Source organism: Nocardioides sp. Leaf307 (assembly GCF_001423135.1).
In the GTDB taxonomy this organism is placed as follows: domain Bacteria; phylum Actinomycetota; class Actinomycetes; order Propionibacteriales; family Nocardioidaceae; genus Nocardioides; species Nocardioides kribbensis.
Genome location: NZ_LMNY01000001.1, coordinates 287,196 through 306,833, shown reverse-complemented (window position 1 = coordinate 306,833; position 19,638 = coordinate 287,196). Strand labels below are relative to the sequence as shown.

The window sequence follows — 19,638 nt, the reverse complement described above, 5'->3', positions numbered from 1 at the left end:
CGCTGGCGCCATGGCCGGCCCCCCACCTGACGCTCCCGCGCGGCGGGGTCGTCCCGGATACGACCAGGCGACCGTGCTGCGGCGTGCGATCGAGCTCTTCAACCGGCAGGGCTACGACGGCACCTCCATGGGCGACATCGCCCAGGAGCTCGGCCTGACCAAGTCGGCGATCTACCACCACGTGCCCAGCAAGGAGCACCTGCTCAGCGCCGCGCTCGACGAGGCGCTGGGCGAGCTCACCGCGGCGATCGAGGAGGCCGCCGACGCCAGCACCGGCACCACGGCCACCCAGCGCCTCCACGACGTGGTGCACCGCTCGGTGCGCATCCTCGTCGACCACCTGCCCGCCGTGACCCTGCTGCTGCGGGTCCGGGGCAACAGCGAGGTCGAGCAGGCCGCCCTCGCCCGCCGCCGCGTGCTCGACGACCGGCTGGCCGGGCTCGTGGCCGCGGCCGCCGAGGAGGGCTCGGTGCGCGCCGACCTCCCTCCCGAGCTGCTGAGCCGGCTGCTCTTCGGGCTCGTCAACTCCCTGGTGGAGTGGTATCACCCCGGCGGTCCGCTCGACACCGACGCCCTGGCCCGTGCCGTCGGCGCCATCGCCTTCGACGGGCTGCGCGGCCCCGCGTCGGCCCCGCCGGAGGGGCCTGCGGGTCAGGCGTCGAAGTCGACCGTGACCGCGTCACCCACCGGGTAGCCCTGGCAGGTGAGCACGTAGCCGCGGGCCAGCTCGTCGTCGTCGAGCGCGTAGTTGCGGCGCAGGTCCACCTCACCGGCGGCCACGTGGGCCCGGCACGTGCCGCACACCCCGCCCTTGCAGGCGAAGGGCAGGTCGCTGCGGGTGGCCGCAGCGCCGTCGAGGATGCTCTGACCGCGTCGCTGGGGGGCGGTGGTGGTGCGCCCGTCGAGCACGAGGGTGACCTCGCTGGTCTCCCCGTCGGCGGCCGGCCCGGCCTCCTCGCGCACGACCTCGGGCGGCGGCTCGTCGACGTGGAAGAGCTCCACGTGCACCCGGTCGGCGCCGACGCCGAGCTCGGCGAGCACAGCGCGGGCGTCGGTGACCAGCCCGAAGGGACCGCACAGCCAGACGTGGTCGAGCGCCTCCACCGGCACCAGCGCCCGCAGCAGCCTCCGGAGCCGGTCGGCGTCGAGGCGCCCCGAGAGCAGCTCCACCTCGCGGGGCTCGCGGCTGAGCACGTGGACGACGTCGAGGCGTGCGGCGTACCGGTCCTTGAGGTCGGCGAGCTCCTCGGCGAACATCACGGTGCTCGCGCGGCGGTTGGCGTAGACCAGGGTGACGCGCGCGTCGGGGTCGGCGAGCACGGTCGCGGCGATCGAGAGCATCGGGGTGATGCCCGAGCCGGCCGCGACGCACAGGTGCCGGGCCGGGCGGGCGGGGTCGGCGCGCAGGGCGCCGGTGGGGGTCTGCACCTCGACGACGTCGCCGACCGCGACCTCGCGCACCAGCCAGGTGGAGAAGAGCCCGCCGGGGATCTCGCGCACGCCCACCCGCGGCGCCGCCCCCGCCGGCGCGCAGATCGAGTAGCTGCGGCGGTGCTCCTCGCCGTCGATCGTGCGGCGCAGCGTGAGCGCCTGCCCCGCCGCGAAGTCGTACGCCGCGCGCAGCGGCTCGGGCACGGCGAAGGTGATGGCCGCGGAGTCGTCGGTCAGCGGGTCGACGGCGGCGACCCTCAGCTCGTGGAAGCGGGCGCGCGCCATCAGATCTCCTTCACGTGGTCGAAGGGCTCGAGGCACTCCTCGCAGCGGTACATCGCCTTGCAGGCCGTCGCGCCGAACTCCGAGGTCAGCGCCGTGCGCCCCGACCCGCAGCGCGGGCAGGCGACCTGCCGGCGCGTCGGCAGCAGCCGCAGCACGGTGGGGCCCTCGGTGGCCGGGGCCGCGCCGGGCGGGGAGATCCCGTGCGCGCGCAGCGCGGCGCGGCCGCGCTCGGTGATCCAGTCGCTGCTCCAGGCCGGGGCGAGCCGCACCCGCACGTCGACGTCGGCGAAGCCGCGCTCGCGCAGGCGGTGCACCAGGTCGTCGCGCATGGTGGCCAGGGCCGGGCAGCCGGAGTAGGTCGGGGTCACGGTGAGCACCACCGTCGCGCCCTCGAGCGCGACGTCGCGCAGCACGCCGAGGTCGGCGAGGGTGAGCATCGGCATCTCGGGGTCGGTGACCTCCTCCGCGGCCCGGCGGGCGAGCGTCACGGCGTCCGCGTCGACCACGGCGCTCACCAGCGCCCCGTGGGGTGGGCCCGGGCGACGACCTGCATCTCGGCGAGCATCCGGCCGAGGGCCTCGGTGTGGCGCCCGTCGCGGCCGGCGCCGCGCCCCAGCGGCCCGGTCGGGGGCACGGTGGGCCGGTCGAGCCCGCCCACCGACAGCACCTGCTCGAGCAGCACGTCGACGTCGGCGGCCAACCCGGCGGGGTCGACCCCGAAGCCCTGCTCGGCCGCGGTCGCCTCCACCGGGTGGGTGCGGAAGAGCTCGTGGTGCAGCGGCCAGACCACGTCGAGGCCGGCGCGCATCCGTCGGCGCGACTCCTCGGTGCCGCGGGCCAGCGTGACGCACCAGCGGGCGGCGTGGTCGCGGTGGTAGGCGACCTCCTTGACCCCCTTCGCGGCGATCGCGGCGAGCACGGGGTCGATGCTGTCGCGCAGCTGCTCGAGCAGCGCCAGGCGGTGGGTCGCGAAGAGCAGCAGGCGGGCGGTGGTGACCGCGAAGTCGCCGTTCTCCCCCTCGACGAGGCGCACGTTGCGGAAGTCCGCGTCGTCGCGGAAGAAGGCGAGTGCGTCCTCGGGCGGCACCGGCGACCCCGCGGGCAGCGTCGGCACCACCGACGGGTCGGCGGCCGCCGCTCGCGCCAGCAGCAGGCGCGCCTGGCCGAGGAGGTCGAGGGCGATGTTGGCCAGCGCGATGTCCTCCTCCAGGTCGGGGGCGTTGCTGGCCCACTGCGAGAGCCGGTGGGAGTAGACGAGCGCGTCGTCGCCGAGCATCAGGCAGTAGGCCGCGAGCGCCGCGCCGTCGACGCCGGCGGCCAGCGTGGTGTCGACGCCCGCGAGCGGGTCCTCGAAGTCCTGGCCGAACGCCCACTGCGCGCTGTCGTCGCCAAGCAGCCCGTCGTAGGCGCTGGCGTGGTCGCTGGCGTGGTCGGTCATGGGGGCCGCCTCCTACATGTGGGGGACGTCGTCGGGGATGTCGTAGAAGGTCGGGTGGCGGTAGACCTTGTCGCCGGCGGGGGCGAAGAGCGGGTCCTTCTCGTCCGGGCTCGACGCGGTGATCGCGTCGGCGCGCACGACCCAGATGCTCACGCCCTCGTTGCGGCGGGTGTAGACGTCGCGGGCGTTGTGCACGGCCATCTGGTCGTCGGCGGCGTGCAGCGAGCCGACGTGCACGTGGTTGAGGCCGCGCTTGCCGCGCACGAACACCTCGTAGAGCGGCCACTCCCCCCGCGGCGCCCCGCTCACGAGACCGCCTCCTGCTGCTGCGGCTCCTGCTGCCGGCGCCGGGCGAAGGCGCTCGCGGCCTCGCGGACCCAGGCGCCGTCCTCGTGGGCACGGCGGCGGTGGGCCAGGCGCTGGGCGTTGCACGGCCCCGACCCGCTGACGACGTCGCGGAACTCCGCCCAGTCGGGCTGGGCGAAGTCGTGGCCGCCCTTCTCGTCGTTCCAGACCAGGTCGGGGTCGGGCAGAGTGACGCCGAGAGCCCGCGCCTGCGGCACAGTCATGTCGACGAACTTCTGGCGCAGCTCGTCGTTGGTGTCGCGCTTGATGCCCCAGGCCATCGACTGGGCGGTGTTCGGCGAGTCGGCGTCGGGCGGGCCGAACATCATCAGCGCCGGCCACCAGAACCTGTTCACCGACTCCTGCACCATCGCGCGCTGCTCGTCGGTGCCGCGCATCATCGTGGCCAGCAGCTCGAAGCCCTGACGCTGGTGGAAGGACTCCTCCTTGCACACACGGATCATCGCGCGGCCGTAGGGGCCGTAGGAGGTGCGGCACAGCGGCACCTGGTTGCAGATGGCCGCGCCGTCGACCAGCCAGCCGATGGTGCCGACGTCGGCGTAGGACAGCGTGGGGTAGTTGAAGATCGAGGAGTACTTCTGCCTGCCCTCGATCAGCTTCTCCGTCAGCTCCAGGCGGGAGACGCCGAGGGTCTCGCAGGCGGAGTAGAGGTAGAGCCCGTGGCCGGCCTCGTCCTGCACCTTGGCCAGCAGGATCGCCTTGCGCCGCAGCGAGGGGGCGCGGGTGATCCAGGCGCCCTCGGGCTGCATGCCGATGATCTCGGAGTGCGCGTGCTGCGCGATCTGGCGCACGAGCGTGGCGCGGTAGCGCTCAGGCATCCAGTCGCGCGGCTCGATGCGGTCGTGGCGCGCGAGGGTCGCCTCGAAGGAGGCCTGCTCGGCCTGCGCGGGTGCCGTCGTCATGGGACCTCCTGGTTGACAGACCGGCTGATTTACAGACCGACCGGTCAGGAATAGTCTGTCACGCGGCCCGACGCCGTGCAACGGGCCCGACCCGCACCCACCGACCCACCGATCCGCAGGAGAGCGCATGTACCGCGTGACCATCCAGTACGCCGTGCCCGAGGACCCCGAGGCCTTCGACCGCCGCTACGCCGAGGGCCACGTGCCGCTCGTGCTGCCGGTGCCGGGCCTGCGCTGCTTCACGTGGTCGAAGGTCCGACCGATGGGCGGCGACCCGGCCGCCGGGCCCTACATGGTGGCCCAGCTCGACTTCGACGACCGCGAGGCGATGACGGCGGCGCTGTCGTCGCCCGAGATGGCCGCCGCGGGCGCCGACGCCGACGAGATCGGCGTGCCGCGCACGATGTTCGCGGGCGAGGTCGTCCCCGAGCTCGGCTGACCCGCCCCTCCTCAGCGGACGGGACTCGGAGGACGGGGCTCAGCGGACGGGGCGGCGGTCGACCAGGCGCCGCATCTTGCCCACCGAGCGCTCCACGCTCCCGGGGTCGACGACGTCGACCTCGACGCTCACCCCGATCCGGCTCTTCACCAGGTGCTCGACGCGGCGGCCGGCCTCGGTCGCCGCGGCCGGGTCGGCCGCCTCGCGCCGCTCCACGACCACCCGCATCGTGTCGAGGGCGCCGGTGCGCTCGAGCACGCACTGGAAGTGCGGTGAGAGCTCCGCGGTGGTGAGCACCAGCTCCTCCACCTGGGTCGGGAAGAGGTTGACGCCGCGCAGGATGATCATGTCGTCGGTGCGTCCGGTGACCTTCTCCATGCGCCGCATGGTGCGCGCGGTGCCGGGCAGGAGCCGGGTCAGGTCGCGGGTGCGGTAGCGCAGCACCGGCATGGCCTGCTTGGTCAGCGAGGTGAGCACGAGCTCGCCCTTCTCGCCGTCGGGCAGCACGTCCCCGGTCACGGGGTCGATCACCTCGGGGTAGAAGTGGTCCTCCCAGACCGTCAGACCGTCCTTGGTCTCGACGCACTCGCTGGCCACGCCGGGCCCGATCACCTCCGAGAGCCCGTAGATGTCGACGGCGTGCATGTCGAGACGCTCCTCGATCTCGCGGCGCATGTCGTCGGTCCACGGCTCGGCGCCGAAGATGCCGACCCGCAACGAGGTCGACCGGGGGTCGACGCCCTGGCGCTCCATCTCCTCGACGATGGCGAGCATGTAGGAGGGGGTGACCATGATGAGGTCGGGGCGGAAGTCGACGATCAGCTGCACCTGGCGCTCGGTCATCCCGCCCGAGACCGGCACGACGGTGCACCCCAGCCGCTCGGCGCCGTAGTGGGCACCGAGGCCGCCGGTGAAGAGGCCGTAGCCGTAGGCGTTGTGCAGCACGTGGCCCGGTCGGCCGCCCGCGGCGCGGATGCTGCGCGCCATCACCGCGGCCCAGGTGTCGACGTCGTCGCGGGTGTAGCCGACCACCGTGGGTCTGCCGGTCGTGCCGGAGGAGGCGTGCACCCGCACCACCTGCTCGCGCGGCACCGCGAACATCCCCCACGGGTAGTTCTCGCGCAGGTCGGCCTTGGTGGTGAAGGGCAGCCGGGCGAGGTCGCCGAGGTCGCGGACGTCGTCGGGGTGGACGCCGGCGCCGTCGAGTGCGGCGCGGTAGTGCGGCACGTGGGTCCAGGCGTGGCGCACGCTGCGGCGCAGCCGCTCGGTCTGCAGGGCGCGCAGCTCGTCGAGCGAGGCCGTCTCGATCGGGTCGAGGTCGTCAGGGCGGGCGATGGGCTCCGGCATGGGTCCACAGTGCGTCGACCGCACCCGCCCGGTCCACCCGTCACGGGGTCGACGTTTGGTCCGGGGCGCCGCGGGAACGGTGGTGGTATCACGGACATTTCACGTTTCCTTGACTGCCGCCCACGCGGCGCACGACCCCGATCGGCGCCGACGTCCCACCGGTAGGCGCTCGGTCGGGAGGCGCTCCCGCGGTGCACGCGCCGCGGGAGCGCCGGTCGTGCGGCACCCCTTCCCCACCCGCTCAGGAGACGTCGCATCGAGATCCACGCCACCGCCGGTCCGCTCGGAGCGGACCGACCCGCTGACTGCTACGTCCTCGTCGGCGACGACTACGCCTCGGTGCTGACCGACCTCATGGCGGCCGTGCCGAGCGGCTGGGTGCTCCTGTCGGTCGACGTCGTGCCCGACCCGGGCGAGACTCAGAACCGGTAGGCGAAGCGCTCGAGGTCTTCGGCGTGGGCCGTCTCGACCAGGTGGCGGGTGGTCACGTCGTAGGAGCGCCAGTAGGCGCGCTCACGGTCGGTGACGTTGGTGGGCGGCACCGCCAGCTCGAGGCCCACCAGCTCGCGCAGGTCGCGCTCGAGGTGCTCCATGCGCAGCACGACGTCGGCCTCGCGCACGTGGCCCTCGTTGATCCGGCGGGGCGTCGCGTCCCGCCCGATCGCCGCGGTGACCCAGGCGCCGAAGTCCGTGGTGACCGCGTCGACGATGCGGTCCACCGCGCCGGGGGTCTGGTGCACCCACGACGTGGGGTCGCGCAGCTCGTGGACCCAGCGGGTGCGGGTGCGCTCGTGCTCCGCGACGTAGAAGTCGAAGGGGTTGCGGGTCGTGGTGACCACCCGCAGGCCGTGGTCGGCGGGCAGCAGCCCGGCGGCGACGAGCTCGCCGACCGTGCCGTGCTTGACGTCGACGCCGTGCCGGCGCACCTCCCCGGCCGCCGGCACCTCCTCGACCCCGGGCCGGGCGAGGAGGGCCTCGCGCAGGGCCGTGCTCCCGGTGCCGGGGGCGGCGGTCACGAGCAGCCCGGCCGTGCGGTCGACCAGGGCCATCAGGGACCGACGCTGTGGGGGCTCATGGCTCCAGCCAACCGCAGCACCCACCCCGCCGCCTCACCCCGGGACCCGAGGCCGGGGCGGGTCAGGGAGCGATGTCCAGCCGGGCGATGAGGTCGCCCGACAGCAGGAAGCGGTAGCGCAGGTCGGCGACGCCGCCGGGGAAGTCGCCCTCCAGCCGCACCAGAACCACCCAGCGCCCCGCGTCGTGACGCTCCACGCCGCGCACCCGCGTGGTGTAGGTGAATTCCGAGCCGGCCCCCTCCAGGAAGCCGCGGACGCGCTCGGCGCCGGTGAAGACCTCGTCCTGGTCGGTCACCTCGGCGTCGGGTGCGAAGGTGCGGGCGGCGGCGTCGACCTCGCCGGAGGTGTGCGCGGCGAGGTAGGTCCGGATCACGGCGGGCAGGCTGCTCGGGGTCGTCGTCATGGGGCCCACCCTGAGCGCTCCGCCCGGGAGAGGGGCAAGGGCTGGCCCCTCCCCCAGGGGGAGGGGGCACACTGCCGGGGTGCTGACGATCGGAGAGTTCTCGCGCCTGACGCACCTGAGCGTGCGCACCCTGCGGCGCTACCACGAGGCGGGGCTGCTGCTGCCCGACTCGGTCGACACGACGACCGGTCACCGCCGCTACACCGCCGAGCAGATCCCGACCGCGCAGGTCATCCACCGGCTGCGCGAGCTCGACGTGCCGCTCGCCGACGTCCAGCGCATCGTGGCCTGCCCCGACCCCGGCGACCGGGCCACCCTCGTCGGCGACCACCTCCGCCGCCTCGAGGCCGAGCTGGCCCGCACGCGCGCCGCCGTCGTGTCGCTGCGGCGGCTGCTGCGCCCCGACCCCGCCCCGGTGGCGGTGGAGCTGCGGTCGGTCAGCCCCACCGTCGTCGCGGCCGTCGAGGCCGAGGTCGACCTCGACGACGTCCTGGCGTGGTACGCCGGCGCCGCGGCCGAGCTCGCCGCGGCGGTGCGCGAGCCGACCGGCCCGCCCGGCGGGCTCTACGACAACGCGCTGTTCGAGACCGGCCGGGGGCGCGCCTTGGTCCACCGACCGACGGAGCGACCCCCGGCGGTGGGGCGCGTGCACGCGGCGACGCTCCCGGCCGTCGAGCTCGCCGTCGCCACCCACGTCGGTCCGCACGACGACATCGACGTCACCTACGGCGAGGTGGGCGCCTGGCTGGTCGCCAACGCCCTCGCGGTCGCGGGCCCGGTCCGCGAGACCTACCTGGTCGGCCCCGCCGACACCGCCGACCCCACCGCCTGGCGCACCGAGATCGGCTGGCCCGTCTTCCGGGTCGGGGCGGGCTGAGCGCGGCCGTCCGTGCGCGGGGCGCGTGAGGCCGGCAGTGCCCGGGCGGTCCCAGGTCGTCCGCCGGCGTTCGCGCGCCCGCCGTGGGGCCGCAGGGTGCAGCGCATGACCTAGGTCCCCCCGGTGCACGTCCTACGACGGTGTCGCGGTCGCCCCCGCCGGGCCTGGATAGGGCACATGGACCGCACCAGGACGAGCCGGGGACCGGGCACCCTGGAGGCGGGGGCCCCGGTCGCACCCTCGCCGTCGACGTCGTACGGGTGTCGGCGCTGCTGAGCCTGGCCGCGGGGCGGCCCGGGCCGGCTGCGATCTCAGCCTGCGCTCGACGAGGCGTCGGCGGGCGGCGTACCGCCGTCGCCCGGGGGCGTCCCTCCCATCTCTCCGCCGCCCGTGCCGCTCGCGGCCTGCTGGGTGGCGCTGCCGGCGTAGTCGTCGGTGGGGTCGCGGTAGATGGTGTGCACGTGGCCCCACCCTGAGGTGCTGACGCCCTCGACGTCGGCGCCGGCCGAGCCCTGCTGGGCCTGGAAGGCGACGTAGACGTCGGGCCCGGAGATGGAGAAGTTGATGCCGTCACCGGTGGACATGTCGTAGGTCGTCTCGCCGGACCAGGCGATCACGGTGTCGTCGAGCGTGGCCTCGATCTCGGCGAGCTCGGTGGTGGTGGTCTGCTCGTCGGCCATGCCGGCCCAGTTGGCGATGAGGTCGAGCAGCAGGTCCTTCTGCTCGTCGGTCAGGTCGGCGCCGGTGAGGCCCTCGCCCGTCGCGAAGTCGCAGGTGTCGCCGGGCGCGCACATGCTGACATCCCCGGAGGTCAGGGCGGCCTGCTGCTCGTCGGTCAGGCTGTCGAAGAACGCGAAGGCATCGGTGTAGATACTGTCGAACGGCTGGACCTCGTCGCCGTCCTCGTCGGTGTAGACCGCAGGCTGCACGCCGAGGTGGGTGGGCGCGAAGGTGATCGCGCCCGAGCTACCGTCGGCGGCCCCGTCGAGGGTGGCGTTGATGCCCAGGTGGTGACCACCGAACTGCACCTCGAAGGCGCTGGTGTCGGAGGGGTCACCGAAGAACGCGATGTAGTACTGCCCCAAGGACGCCTCGGTCGAGGAGCTGTTCTCGTGGAGGTAGACGTCACCGTTCATGATGCCGGTGACCGTCTCGTAGGCCTCGTCGCTGAGCAGGCTCTCGAGCACCTCCAGCGCGGCGGCCTGCTGCTCGTCGGTGAGGTCGCCGAGGTCGAGCCCGGCGCGCTGGACGAAGGTGACCGGGAAGTTCGACCACGACGTCGTCTTGGTCTCGTCGTCGTAGGCGTACAGGACCGCGTCCTGCTGCTCCTCGCTCAAGGTGTCGAGGAACGCCTGCGCGGCGGCCGCAGTGTCGGAGATCGTGTCGGCGGTCGTGGTGGCGTCCTGGGTGGTGCTCGCCGTGGAGACCGAGCTGACCGACCCCGAAGAGGCGCTGGCGGACGTCGAGGTGGACGAGGCTGAGTCGGCGGCTGTGGAGTCGGTGGAGGACGCGCAACCACCGAGCGCCAACACGCTGACCAGCGCCATCGAGGCGATGCCGGCGAGCCGGCGACGGCGGGGGCACGTGGAGGTCGAGATCGTCATGACGCGAGTCTCGGCTCCCCGCCTGTGGCGATCTTGTGTCCTCTCTGTGCCGTCTCGACGACTCGCGAGCGGCACCGCGCTCCGGCTGCGGTGGCCGCTGTGCGCGACCACCGCAGCCGGGGCCGTGTCAGGCGACCATGCCGTGGGGGTCGATGACGTACTTCTTCGCCGACCCGGCGTCGAACTCCTGGTAGCCCCGGGGGGCGTCGTCGAGGCTGATCGTGGTGGCGTTGACCGCCTTCGCGATGTGGGCCTTGTCGGCCAGGATCATGTTCATCAGCTGGCGGTTGTACTTCTTCACCGGGCACTGACCGGTGACGAAGGCGTGGGACTTCGCCCAGCCCAGCCCGAGCTTCACCCCGATCTGGCCCTCCTTGGCGGCGTCGTCGACGGCGCCGGGGTCACCGGTGACGTAGAGGCCCGGGATGCCCAGCGAGGCGCCCGCCCGCGAGACGGTCATGATGTCGTTGAGCACCGTCGCCGGCGCCTCGGCCGCGCCCTCACCGTGGCCGCGGGCCTCGAAGCCGACCGCGTCGACGGCGGCGTCGACCTCGCGCTCGCCCAGCACCTGCTCGATCAGGTCGGCCAGGTCGTCGCCCTTGCTCAGGTCGACGGTCTCGCAACCGAAGCTCGCCGCCTGCGCGAGGCGGTCGGCGTTCATGTCGCCGACGATCACCGCGGAGGCACCCAGCAGCTGCGCGGAGAAGGCGGCCGCGAGCCCGACGGGTCCGGCGCCCGCGACGTACACGGTGGAGCCGGTGGTGACACCGGCGGTGTAGGCGCCGTGGTAGCCGGTGGGGAAGATGTCGGACAGCATCGTGAGATCGAGGATCTTCTCCAGCGCGGCGTCCCGGTCGGGGAACTTCAGCAGGTTGAAGTCGGCGAACGGGATCATGACGTACTCCGCCTGGCCGCCGTGCCACCCGCCCATGTCGACATAGCCGTACGCCGCTCCGGCGCGGGCCGGGTTGACGTTGAGGCAGATGCCGGTCTTGCCCTCGTTGCACATGCGGCAGCGGCCGCAGGCGATGTTGAAGGGCACCGAGCAGATGTCGCCCTCCTTGACGAAGAGGACGTCGTCGCCGACCTCGACGACCTCGCCGGTGATCTCGTGACCGAGGGTCTGGCCCACGGGGGCCGTCGTGCGGCCGCGGACCATGTGCTGGTCACTGCCGCAGATGTTGGTGGTCACGAGCTTCAGGATCACCGCGTGCGGTGCCCGCTGCTTGATCCCCATGGACTTCGAGACCTCTCCCGGGATCTCGAGCTTGGGGTAGTCGATCGACTCGACGGCGACCTCTCCGGGACCCTTGTAGACGACGATCCTGTTTCCGGACATCTTCACTCCTCACCTGGTGCACGGCGCGGCCCCACACGGACATGTCCTGTAACGCACGTCACGGCCGTCCCTCCACACAACCACCCCGACCCTGACGTGCACCAGGCCGATCGGGGTGAGCCGGCTCGACGGCGGGGTCGCGCTCCCGTCGCACGACTGCGAGCCGGTCCCGCCGAGACCGGGAACGACGAAGCCCCCGACCGCATCACTGCAGGTCAGGGGCTTGTGGTGGAGCCGCCTGTCGGAATCGAACCGACGACCTTCTCATTACGAGTGAGACGCTCTACCGACTGAGCTAAGGCGGCGCGCTGCCGGATCGGTCAAGGACCGGGGCCGGACAACCCGCCGAAGTATACGGACGGACCCGGCAGGCGCCGAAATCGCCTCAGGCGGCGAGGACCTTCTCGCCGCGCGCACGGCTCGGCACGAGGTCGAGCGGGGCGGTCTGCTCGGCGCCGCACCAGCAGGTGAAGGTGGCCAGGACGCCGTGGTCGGAGTCGGCGACCGCGGTGATCTGGGAGGGGAAGATGAGCTGGCGCTTGTCGCAGGCGCTGCAGAGGTGGGTGAGCACGGCGGGTCCTTCCTGAGGCATCGGGTGGGGTGGTGTCTTGATTCTCCGTCGCACCGGGCCATAGGGGTAGGACCACCTCCCGTCAGATGCCATAGGCTGCACCTTGTGCTCAGTGTGCACCAGCTCACATGCTTCCTGGCCGCCTACGAGGAGGGCTCGCTGACCCGCGCCGCCGAGCGCCTCGGCTACGCCCAGCCGTCGGTCTCCGAGCAGATCCGCACCCTGGAGAGATCGCTGGGGGTACAGCTCTTCCGCCGCGTCGGCCGCGGGGTCGTGCCCACGACCGTGGCCGACGAGATGCGACCCCACGCCGAGCGCGTGCTCGCCGCGCTGGAGGAGACCCAGAAGGCCGTGCAGGGGGTGAAGTCCTTCGAGACCGGCACCATCCGCTTCGGCATGTTCGGCATCGCCCGCCTCTACGCCGGGGCCGGCCTGGTCGCCGACGTCCTGGCCCGCTACCCCGGGGTGCGCGTCGAGCTCATCGGGCAGAACTCCACCGAGGTGCAGGAGGACCTGCGCCGCGGCCGGCTGGAGGCCGCGATGCTCGCGGTGCACAACGTCTCCAGCGAGGGCATGAGCGTGACCCCGGTGGCGCGCGAGGAGCTGGTCTACGTCAGCGCCGACCCCGAGCGGCTCACCACCCCGGTCACGGCCCACCGCCTGTCGCAGGCCTCCCTGGTGATGCCCGAGACGACCTACCGCGCCGTCGACTCCACCCGGCAGACGCTGCGCCAGATGCTGCACGAGACCGGCCGCAACCCGCAGACCCGCATCGAGGTCGAGGACATCGAGACCGCCGTCGAGCTGGTCGGGATGGGCCTGGCCGACACCGTCATCCCGCGCGGTGCCGCCGAGCAGCTGCTCCCCCGCCTCGCGCCCGACGCCGGGTGGGTCTCGCTGCGCCCGCGCCAGTTCGACACCTTCGCCGTGGTGCACCGCGCCGACGCCGTGCTGTCACCTGCCGCGCGACTGATGATCGAGCTGGCCACGGCGCGCATCCGCGCCGTGGCCGAGCCGATCCACCGCCGCTGAGGTCAGCGGGACTGCCTCAGCACTCGAGCCCGTCGTCGGGCACGGTCCCCTCGACCAGGTAGTCCTCGACCGCGGTGTCGACGCACTCGTTGCCGGAGTTGTAACCGGTGTGACCGTCGCCGTCGCGGGTGACGAGCACCCCCGAGTCGAGCTGCTCGGACAGCGCCTGCGCCCACTCGTAGGGCGTCGCCGGGTCACGGGTCGTGCCGACGACCACGATGGGCGCCGCGCCCGCCCCGTCGATCTGCGGGGCGGGCTCGGAGGCCTCGACCTCGATGCCCGCGCAGCCCACCAGGCCCCACGCGAAGACCCTCCCGAAGGTCGGCGAGGCCTCCTCGAAGTCGGCGTACTGCGCCGGGACGTCCTCGGGGGCGAGGGCGGTGGGGTCGTCGAGGCAGTTGATGGCGTAGATGGCCTCGGCGGAGTTGTTGAGGTAGTCGCCGCTGAAGGAGTCGCGCGAGGCGTAGGCGTCGGCGAGCAGCATCAGCGTCGTGCCGTCGCCGTCCAGGGCCTGCTCGAGGCCCTGGGTCAGCAGCGGCCAGTAGTCGCGCACGTAGAGCGGGGTCACGACGCCGTAGAAGGCGCTGCCGACGGTCAGCTCGCGGTCGTCGGAGGTCGGCAGCGCCTGGGCGTCGATGTCGTCGAGCAGGTCGGTGATCGTGGCGAGGCCCTCCTCGACCGAGCCGCCGAGCGGGCAGTCGTCGCCGGTGACGCAGTCCTCGACGTAGGCGCGCAGGGCGGTCTCGAAGCCGCGCGCCTGGCCCAGGGAGGACTCACGGGTGCTCAGCGAGACGTCGACGGCGCCGTCGAGCAGCAGGCGGCCCACCCGCTGGGGGAAGAGCTCGGCGTAGGTCGCGCCGAGCTTGGTGCCGTAGGAGGCGCCGAGGTAGGTCAGCGTGGTCTCGCCCAGCGCGGCGCGCAGCACGTCCATGTCGCGGGCGGCCTCGACGGTCGTCACGTGGCCCACCAGGGCGTCGGAGCGCTCGACGCAGCCGGCGAAGAAGCCGTCGAGGTCCTCGACCAGCGCCTGCTCCTCGGCCGCGTCGTCGGGGTCGGGGTCGGCGGCGAGGAAGGCGTCGAGCTCGTCGTCGGAGAGGCAGTCGACCGGGTCGGAGCCGCCGGTGCCGCGCGGGTCGAAGCCGACGATGTCGAAGGCGTCGAGCAGCGGCTGGCGGAAGGCCTGGGTGCCGGCGGCGGCGTAGGAGGTGCCGGGCGAGCCGGGTCCGCCGGGGTTGACCACGAGCGAGCCGACCCGCTGGCCGGGCTCGTCGGCGGGGTCGCGCAGCAGCCGCAGGTCGATGGCCTCGCCGTCGGGCTCGGCGTAGTCGACGGGCACGGTGAGCGTGGCGCACTCCATGTCGTCGTCGTCCTCGCAGGCCGCCCAGTCGATGCTCTGCCCGTAGTACGCCGCGAGCGCGGGGTCGGGCGGCTCGGTGGCGTCGGCCGACGGCGTCGACGTGGGCGCGGGGCCCGCGCGCTCGGGCCCGTCGGCGGAGTCGTCGCCGTCGCGGGCCGAGAGGCCGTAGCCGATCGCGACGCCGGCCGCGCCCAGCACGAGCACCACCGCCAGCACGATCGCGACGATGCGGGTGGTGGACGGGCTCATCGACTGCTCCCCTCGGGCGCCTGCAGGGCGACCATCATGGCCTCCAGCGCCAAGGCCGGCGGCACGTTGAACTCCAGCATCTGCTCGCGCGCCTCGAAGATGGCGGCGATCCGGCGCAGGTTGTGCTCGGGGCTGGAGGTGCGCACGATCTCCTCCACGTCGGCGCGGATGTCCTCGTTGACCAGGTCGCCCGGCGCGCCCGAGGCGAGCGCGATCGCGTCGCGGTAGACCGAGACGAGGTCCATGAGGCCCCGGTCGACGACGTCGAGGTGACGCCGCTTGGCGCGGGTCTTCTGCCCCTTCTCCAGGGCGGCGAGTGCCGGGCCGTACTCGCGCGGGCGGCGGCCGCGCTCGACCACGCCGTAGGAGGCGTCGAGGTCGCTGCGCTCGCGGGCGTCGAGGTCGCCGGTCTGCACCTCCGCCTCTTCCTTGGCGACCTGGGCGAGCTCCCCGGCGGCCCGCATGGCCGCGCCCAGCGACGTGACCCGGCGCGCCAGGGAGACCACCTCGTGGCGGCGGGCGCGGGTGCCCTCGTCGCGCGCCAGCGCCCGGGCCCGGCCGATGTGACCCTGGCTGGCGCGGGCGGCGTAGGCCGCGAGGTCGGGGGCCACGCCGTCGGTCCGCTCGAGGAAGGCCGCGACGTCGCGGGCCGTCGGGGTGGTGAGGGTCAGCAGCCGGCAGCGCGAGCGGATGGTCGGCAGCACGTCGTCGACGGTGGGGGCGCACAGCATCCACACCGTGCGGTCGGTGGGCTCCTCGATCGCCTTGAGCAGCGCGTTGCACGCCTGGTCGGTGAGGCGGTCGGCGTCCTCGACCACCAGGATCTGCCAGCGCCGGCCCACCGGGGACAGCGCGGCCCGGCGCACCAGGTCGCGGACCTCGTCGACCCCGATCGAGAGCTTCTGGGTGCGGATGACCGCCACGTCGGCGTGCGACCCGGCCAGCACCGTGTGGCACTGGTGGCACTGGCCGCAGCCGGCCTGCTCCGGGGCGCGGTCGCACTGCAGGGCCGCGGCGAAGGCGACGGCGGCGTTGGAGCGACCCGACCCCGGCGGACCGGTGAACAGCCAGGCGTGGCTCATGCCGTGGCCCGCGGCCGCGGTCTGCAGGGCCTCGACCGCACGGGCCTGGCCGACCAGCTGCTCCCAGACGGTCATGCCCGCACCGCCTGCACCAGCAGCGGCTCGACGCGCCGGCGCACCGCGGCCGCGATCTCGTGGCGGTCGGCGCGCGCGTCGAGGACGAGGTAGTGCTCGGGGTCGGCCGCGGCCATCGTCGTAAAGGCCGCGCGCACCCGCTCGTGGAAGTCCAGCGACTCGCCCTCGATACGGTCGCGCCCCTCGAAGCGGCCCAGCCCCGCGGCCGGCTCGAGGTCGAGCACCACGGTCAGGTGGGGCCGCAGGTCGCCGGTGGCCCACCGCGCGACCCGCTCCACGTCCGCGACCGGCAGGGTGCGCCCCGCGCCCTGGTAGGCCAGCGTGGAGTCGACGTACCGGTCGGTGACGACGACCTCGCCGCGCTCGAGGGCCGGCAGCACCACGGTGTCGACGTGCTCGGCCTTGTCGGCGGCGTAGAGCAGGGCCTCGGTGCGGTCGGAGAGGGCGCCGGTCTCGGGGCTGAGCACGATGCGGCGCAGCTCGCGCCCGACCGGGGTGTCGCCGGGCTCGAACGTCGACACCACGGTGTGGCCGGCCTCCTCCAGCCAGGCGCGCAGCAGCGCCGACTGGGTCGACTTGCCCGACCCCTCGCCGCCCTCGAGGCAGACGAAGACGCCGCGCGGGGAGAAGACGCCGGGAGAGCTCACGCGAGGAACCTACGTGGCCGGGCCGACAGCCGACGACGCCGGTCCACGCCGATCAGGCCTTCTCGGCCGTCGCCTTCGTCGCCGCCTTCTTCGCGGTGGTCGTCGTGGTGGTCGTCGTGGTCGACTTCGTGGTCTTCTTGGCGGCGGTCTTGGTCGCGGTCTTCTTGGCGGCGGTCTTGGTCGCGGTCTTCTTGGCGGCCGTCTTCTTGGCGGCGGTCTTGGCCGCCGTCTTCTTCGCCGGGGCCTTCTTCGCGCCCTTCTTGGCCGCCTTCTTCGCCGGCCCCCGCTCGCGGCGCTCGGCCAGCAGCTCGGCGGCGCGTTCGAGGGTGATGGCCTCCACCGAGTCGTCCTTGCGCAGGGTGGCGTTGTACTCCCCGTCGGTGACGTACTCCCCGAAGCGGCCCGACTTCACCACGACCGGCTGGCCCGAGACCGGGTCGTCGCCGAGCTCCTTGAGCGGCGGGGCCGCGGCGGCACGTCCGCGCTGCTTGGGCTGGGCGTAGATCTTCAGCGCCTCGTCGAGGGTGACGGTGAAGAGCTGCTCCTCCGCGGTCAGCGACCGCGAGTCGCTGCCCTTCTTCAGGTAGGGCCCGTAGCGGCCGTTCTGCGCCGTGATCTCCTCGCCGTCCTCGCCCACGCCCACCACGCGGGGCAGCGAGAGCAGGCGCACGGCGTCGTCGAGGGTGATCGTGTCGAGCGACATGGTCTTGAACAGCGAGCCCGTGCGGGGCTTGGCGCTCTTCTTGGCGTCCTCGGGCAGCGCCTCGGTGACGTAGGGCCCGAAGCGGCCGTTCTTGGCCACGACCTGCAGACCGGTCTCGGGGTGCACGCCGAGCTGGATCTCCTCGCCCGCGGGGTTGGCGAAGAGCTCGGTGGCCTTCTCCAGCGTCAGCTCGTCGGGCGGGAGGTCGTCGGGCACGTTGGCGCGCTTGCCGACCGGGTTGCCCTCGTCGTCGGGGCCCTCGAGGTAGGGCCCGTAGCGGCCCACGCGCAGGTGGATGCCGGAGTCGGGCCCGCCCACGGGGAAGGTCGCGAGCTCGCGGGCGTCGATGTCGCCGAGCTCGTCGACCAGTCGCTTGAGACCGACCACGTCGCCGCTGCCGTAGTAGAACTCGCCGAGCTCGGTGTTGCGGTCCTTGCGGCCCGCCGCGATCTCGTCGAGCACGTCCTCCATCTCGGCGGTGAACTCGTAGGAGATCTGGCGGGGGAAGTGCTCCACGAGCAGCCGCACGACCGAGAAGGCCAGCCACGCCGGCACGAGCGCGGTGCCCTTCTTGTAGACGTAGCCGCGGTCGGTGATGGTCTTGATGATCGCGGCGTAGGTCGAGGGGCGCCCGATCTCGCGCTCCTCCAGCTCCTTGACCAGCGTGGCCTCGGTGTAGCGGGCCGGGGGCTTGGTCTCGTGGCCGGAGGCGGAGAGCGAGGCGGCGCTGAGCGCGTCGCCCTCGCTGAGGTTGGGCAGGCGGGTCTCGGCGTCGTCCTTGGCCGCGCCCTCGTCGGTGCCCTCGACGTAGGCCTTGAGGAAGCCGTGGAAGGTGATGGTGCGGCCGGAGGCGGAGAAGACGACGTCCTGGCCGGTGTCGGCCGCGCCGCCCAGGCGCACCGTGACGGTGTTGCCGACGGCGTCCTTCATCTGCGAGGCGACGGTGCGCATCCAGATCAGCTCGTAGAGGCGGAACTGGTCGCCGGTCAGACCGGTCTGCGCCGGGGTGCGGAAGGTGTCGCCCGCCGGGCGGATCGCCTCGTGCGCCTCCTGGGCGTTCTTCACCTTGCCGGCGTAGACCCGGGGGGCGTCGGGGAGGTAGTCGGTGCCGTAGAGCTCGCGCACCTGGGCCCGCGCCGCGTCGATCGCCCCGCCCGAGAGGGTCGAGGAGTCGGTGCGCATGTAGGTGATGAAGCCGTTCTCGTAGAGCCGCTGGGCCACCGACATCGTCGAGGAGGCGCTGAAGCCCAGCTTGCGGCTGGCCTCCTGCTGCAGCGTCGTGGTGCGGAAGGGCGCGTAGGGAGAGCGACGGTAGGGCTTGGACTCGACCGAGCGGACCTCGAAGGAGGTCTCCTGCAGCGCCGAGGACAGGGCCTCGGCGGCGGCGCGGTCGAGGTGGACGACCTTGCCCTGGGCGCTCGCCTTCAGCACGCCGTCCTGCCCGAAGTCGGAGCCGCGGGCCACCCGGGAGCCGTCGACGGAGTGCACCTTGGCCGGGAACATCCGCTGCTCGTGCTTGCTGCCGGCGTCGAAGGTGCCCTCGAGGTCCCAGTAGGACGCGACGCGGAAGGCCATCCGCTCGCGCTCCTTGTCGACGACCAGCCGGGTCGCCACCGACTGCACCCGCCCGGCCGACAGGCCCGACATGACCTTCTTCCACAGCACCGGCGAGACCTCGTAGCCGTAGAGGCGGTCGAGGATGCGGCGGGCCTCCTGCGCCTCGACGAGGTCCATGTCGAGGTCGCGGGGGTTCTCGGCGGCCGCGAGGATGGCCGGCTCGGTGATCTCGTGGAAGACCATGCGCTTGACGGGGATGTTCTTCGGCTTCAGCTCGTCGAGCAGGTGCCACGCGATGGCCTCGCCCTCGCGGTCCTCATCGGTGGCGAGGTAGAGCTCGTCGGCCTCCTTGAGCAGGCCCTTGAGCTTGCGCACCTGCTCGCGCTGGCGCTGCGGCACGACGTAGTGCGGCTCGAAGCCGTTCTCGACGTCGACGGCGAGACGGCCCCAGGGCTTGTCCTTGATCTTCGCCGGGGTGTCGGCGGCGCTCTGGGGCAGGTCGCGGATGTGACCGACCGAGGACTCCACGACGTAGCCCCGGCCGAGGAAGCCACCAATCTTCTGGGCCTTCGCCGGGGACTCGACGATCACCAACTTGTGTGCCACGCGACCAGCCGTTCTGAGCTCGGGGGATGCACGAGGGCCACCAGACGGGGCCCACGGCGGCTCACGGTAGCGCGTGACCCCCACGATCCCCGCCGCGGTCCGCACGAGGCCTCGCCGCCCCGCGGCCGCGCCGCGCCCTCCTCCACAGCTCCCGGCCCCGTACGCCGGGGCCCTGTGGACGAGCGCTGCGGAGGGTCGGCGCGGCGTGCCAGCGTGGTCCCTCCGACACCGACGACAGCCTGGGAGGACCCC

Annotated in this window: 19 protein-coding genes and 1 tRNA gene; 4 read left to right on the top strand and 16 right to left on the bottom strand. The window is 73.2% G+C overall.

Annotation, left to right across the window (positions count from 1 at the left end):
* The first annotated feature begins 73 nt into the window (after window positions 1–73).
* Entirely contained in the window at window positions 74–694 is a 621-nt protein-coding gene (locus ASF50_RS01320; protein WP_235557516.1) for a TetR/AcrR family transcriptional regulator, read from the top strand.
* Here the strand turns inward: ASF50_RS01320 and paaE are convergent.
* The 5 genes from paaE to paaA are packed head-to-tail and all read right to left on the bottom strand — an operon-like array spanning window position 652 to window position 4,422.
* Complete coding sequence (paaE, locus tag ASF50_RS01315) at window positions 652–1,716, bottom strand: 1,2-phenylacetyl-CoA epoxidase subunit PaaE (protein ID WP_056903247.1); 1,065 nt, start codon at window positions 1,714–1,716, stop codon at window positions 652–654. The two genes, ASF50_RS01320 and paaE, sit on opposite strands and share 43 nt — an antisense overlap.
* Entirely contained in the window at window positions 1,716–2,231 is a 516-nt protein-coding gene (gene paaD, locus ASF50_RS01310) for a 1,2-phenylacetyl-CoA epoxidase subunit PaaD (RefSeq protein WP_082502637.1), read from the bottom strand. Before paaD ends, paaE begins: the two co-directional genes overlap by 1 nt.
* Window positions 2,228–3,154, bottom strand: a complete 927-nt coding sequence (paaC, locus tag ASF50_RS01305; RefSeq protein WP_056903246.1) for a 1,2-phenylacetyl-CoA epoxidase subunit PaaC — start codon at window positions 3,152–3,154, stop codon at window positions 2,228–2,230. The genes paaD and paaC overlap by 4 nt, the downstream gene beginning before the upstream one ends.
* Before the next feature lie 12 nt (window positions 3,155–3,166).
* Window positions 3,167–3,463, bottom strand: coding sequence for a 1,2-phenylacetyl-CoA epoxidase subunit PaaB (gene paaB, locus ASF50_RS01300; protein ID WP_056903245.1), 297 nt, complete (start codon window positions 3,461–3,463; stop codon window positions 3,167–3,169).
* Window positions 3,460–4,422, bottom strand: coding sequence for a 1,2-phenylacetyl-CoA epoxidase subunit PaaA (gene paaA / locus ASF50_RS01295; protein WP_056903244.1), 963 nt, complete (start codon window positions 4,420–4,422; stop codon window positions 3,460–3,462). Before paaA ends, paaB begins: the two co-directional genes overlap by 4 nt.
* A 127-nt stretch (window positions 4,423–4,549) precedes the next feature.
* Between paaA and ASF50_RS01290 the strand changes: the two genes are divergently transcribed.
* Entirely contained in the window at window positions 4,550–4,861 is a 312-nt protein-coding gene (locus tag ASF50_RS01290) for an EthD family reductase (protein WP_056903243.1), read from the top strand.
* A gap of 39 nt (window positions 4,862–4,900) precedes the next feature.
* Here the strand turns inward: ASF50_RS01290 and paaK are convergent, their stop codons facing one another.
* The 3 genes from paaK to ASF50_RS01275 form a co-directional block, all read right to left on the bottom strand.
* Entirely contained in the window at window positions 4,901–6,208 is a 1,308-nt protein-coding gene (gene paaK / locus ASF50_RS01285) for a phenylacetate--CoA ligase PaaK (protein WP_056903242.1), read from the bottom strand.
* Window positions 6,209–6,627: 419 nt separating this feature from the next.
* Entirely contained in the window at window positions 6,628–7,257 is a 630-nt protein-coding gene (locus tag ASF50_RS01280) for a hypothetical protein (RefSeq protein WP_056903241.1), read from the bottom strand.
* Window positions 7,258–7,345: 88 nt separating this feature from the next.
* On the bottom strand, window positions 7,346–7,687 hold the full coding sequence (locus ASF50_RS01275; RefSeq protein ID WP_056903240.1) for a nuclear transport factor 2 family protein: 342 nt from the start codon (window positions 7,685–7,687) through the stop codon (window positions 7,346–7,348).
* Between the two features lie 79 nt (window positions 7,688–7,766).
* Here ASF50_RS01275 and ASF50_RS01270 point away from each other — a divergent pair, with 79 nt between their 5' ends.
* Window positions 7,767–8,564: a MerR family transcriptional regulator gene (locus ASF50_RS01270; RefSeq protein WP_056903239.1), complete on the top strand. Its 798-nt coding sequence runs from the start codon at window positions 7,767–7,769 to the stop codon at window positions 8,562–8,564.
* Between the two features lie 311 nt (window positions 8,565–8,875).
* On the opposite strand, the gene ASF50_RS01265 is transcribed toward ASF50_RS01270, so the two are convergent.
* The 4 genes from ASF50_RS01265 to ASF50_RS01250 all read right to left on the bottom strand — a co-directional run bounded on the left by ASF50_RS01265 (window position 8,876) and on the right by ASF50_RS01250 (window position 12,078).
* Window positions 8,876–10,168, bottom strand: coding sequence for a DUF3500 domain-containing protein (locus ASF50_RS01265; RefSeq protein WP_056903238.1), 1,293 nt, complete (start codon window positions 10,166–10,168; stop codon window positions 8,876–8,878).
* 127 nt (window positions 10,169–10,295) lie between these two features.
* Entirely contained in the window at window positions 10,296–11,507 is a 1,212-nt protein-coding gene (gene fdhA, locus ASF50_RS01260) for a formaldehyde dehydrogenase, glutathione-independent (RefSeq protein ID WP_056863208.1), read from the bottom strand.
* Window positions 11,508–11,736: 229 nt separating this feature from the next.
* Window positions 11,737–11,812: transfer RNA gene (locus ASF50_RS01255), tRNA-Thr, on the bottom strand.
* Between the two features lie 80 nt (window positions 11,813–11,892).
* Entirely contained in the window at window positions 11,893–12,078 is a 186-nt protein-coding gene (locus tag ASF50_RS01250; protein WP_056863207.1) for a hypothetical protein, read from the bottom strand.
* 105 nt (window positions 12,079–12,183) lie between these two features.
* Here ASF50_RS01250 and ASF50_RS01245 point away from each other — a divergent pair, with 105 nt between their 5' ends.
* The gene (locus ASF50_RS01245; protein ID WP_056903237.1) at window positions 12,184–13,110 is read left to right on the top strand and encodes a LysR family transcriptional regulator; all 927 of its coding nucleotides are present in this window, start codon (window positions 12,184–12,186) and stop codon (window positions 13,108–13,110) included.
* A gap of 16 nt (window positions 13,111–13,126) precedes the next feature.
* Here the strand turns inward: ASF50_RS01245 and ASF50_RS01240 are convergent, their stop codons facing one another.
* Genes ASF50_RS01240 through topA form a run of 4 tightly spaced genes read right to left on the bottom strand, consistent with a single transcriptional unit; the run spans window position 13,127 to window position 19,386 of the window.
* Window positions 13,127–14,716, bottom strand: a complete 1,590-nt coding sequence (locus ASF50_RS01240) for an alpha/beta hydrolase (protein ID WP_056903236.1) — start codon at window positions 14,714–14,716, stop codon at window positions 13,127–13,129.
* Window positions 14,713–15,873: a DNA polymerase III subunit delta' gene (locus ASF50_RS01235; protein WP_056903235.1), complete on the bottom strand. Its 1,161-nt coding sequence runs from the start codon at window positions 15,871–15,873 to the stop codon at window positions 14,713–14,715. Before ASF50_RS01235 ends, ASF50_RS01240 begins: the two co-directional genes overlap by 4 nt.
* Window positions 15,870–16,520, bottom strand: coding sequence for a dTMP kinase (tmk, locus tag ASF50_RS01230; protein WP_056903234.1), 651 nt, complete (start codon window positions 16,518–16,520; stop codon window positions 15,870–15,872). The genes ASF50_RS01235 and tmk overlap by 4 nt, the downstream gene beginning before the upstream one ends.
* A gap of 52 nt (window positions 16,521–16,572) precedes the next feature.
* On the bottom strand, window positions 16,573–19,386 hold the full coding sequence (gene topA / locus ASF50_RS01225) for a type I DNA topoisomerase (RefSeq protein ID WP_056903233.1): 2,814 nt from the start codon (window positions 19,384–19,386) through the stop codon (window positions 16,573–16,575).
* Between the last annotated feature and the right edge of the window lie 252 nt (window positions 19,387–19,638).

Bases quoted from the DNA above. Each gene is read 5' to 3' on its own strand.
- ASF50_RS01275 (WP_056903240.1), bottom strand. From the start codon at position 7,687: ATGACGACGACCCCGAGCAGCCTGCCCGCCGTGATCCGGACCTACCTC.
- paaC (WP_056903246.1), bottom strand. From the start codon at position 3,154: ATGACCGACCACGCCAGCGACCACGCCAGCGCCTACGACGGGCTGCTT.
- paaK (WP_056903242.1), bottom strand. From the start codon at position 6,208: ATGCCGGAGCCCATCGCCCGCCCTGACGACCTCGACCCGATCGAGACG.
- fdhA (WP_056863208.1), bottom strand. From the start codon at position 11,507: ATGTCCGGAAACAGGATCGTCGTCTACAAGGGTCCCGGAGAGGTCGCC.
- ASF50_RS01265 (WP_056903238.1), bottom strand. From the start codon at position 10,168: ATGACGATCTCGACCTCCACGTGCCCCCGCCGTCGCCGGCTCGCCGGC.
- ASF50_RS01235 (WP_056903235.1), bottom strand. From the start codon at position 15,873: ATGACCGTCTGGGAGCAGCTGGTCGGCCAGGCCCGTGCGGTCGAGGCC.
- ASF50_RS01240 (WP_056903236.1), bottom strand. From the start codon at position 14,716: ATGAGCCCGTCCACCACCCGCATCGTCGCGATCGTGCTGGCGGTGGTG.
- paaE (WP_056903247.1), bottom strand. From the start codon at position 1,716: ATGGCGCGCGCCCGCTTCCACGAGCTGAGGGTCGCCGCCGTCGACCCG.
- ASF50_RS01280 (WP_056903241.1), bottom strand. From the start codon at position 7,257: ATGGCCCTGGTCGACCGCACGGCCGGGCTGCTCGTGACCGCCGCCCCC.
- ASF50_RS01290 (WP_056903243.1), top strand. From the start codon at position 4,550: ATGTACCGCGTGACCATCCAGTACGCCGTGCCCGAGGACCCCGAGGCC.
- paaA (WP_056903244.1), bottom strand. From the start codon at position 4,422: ATGACGACGGCACCCGCGCAGGCCGAGCAGGCCTCCTTCGAGGCGACC.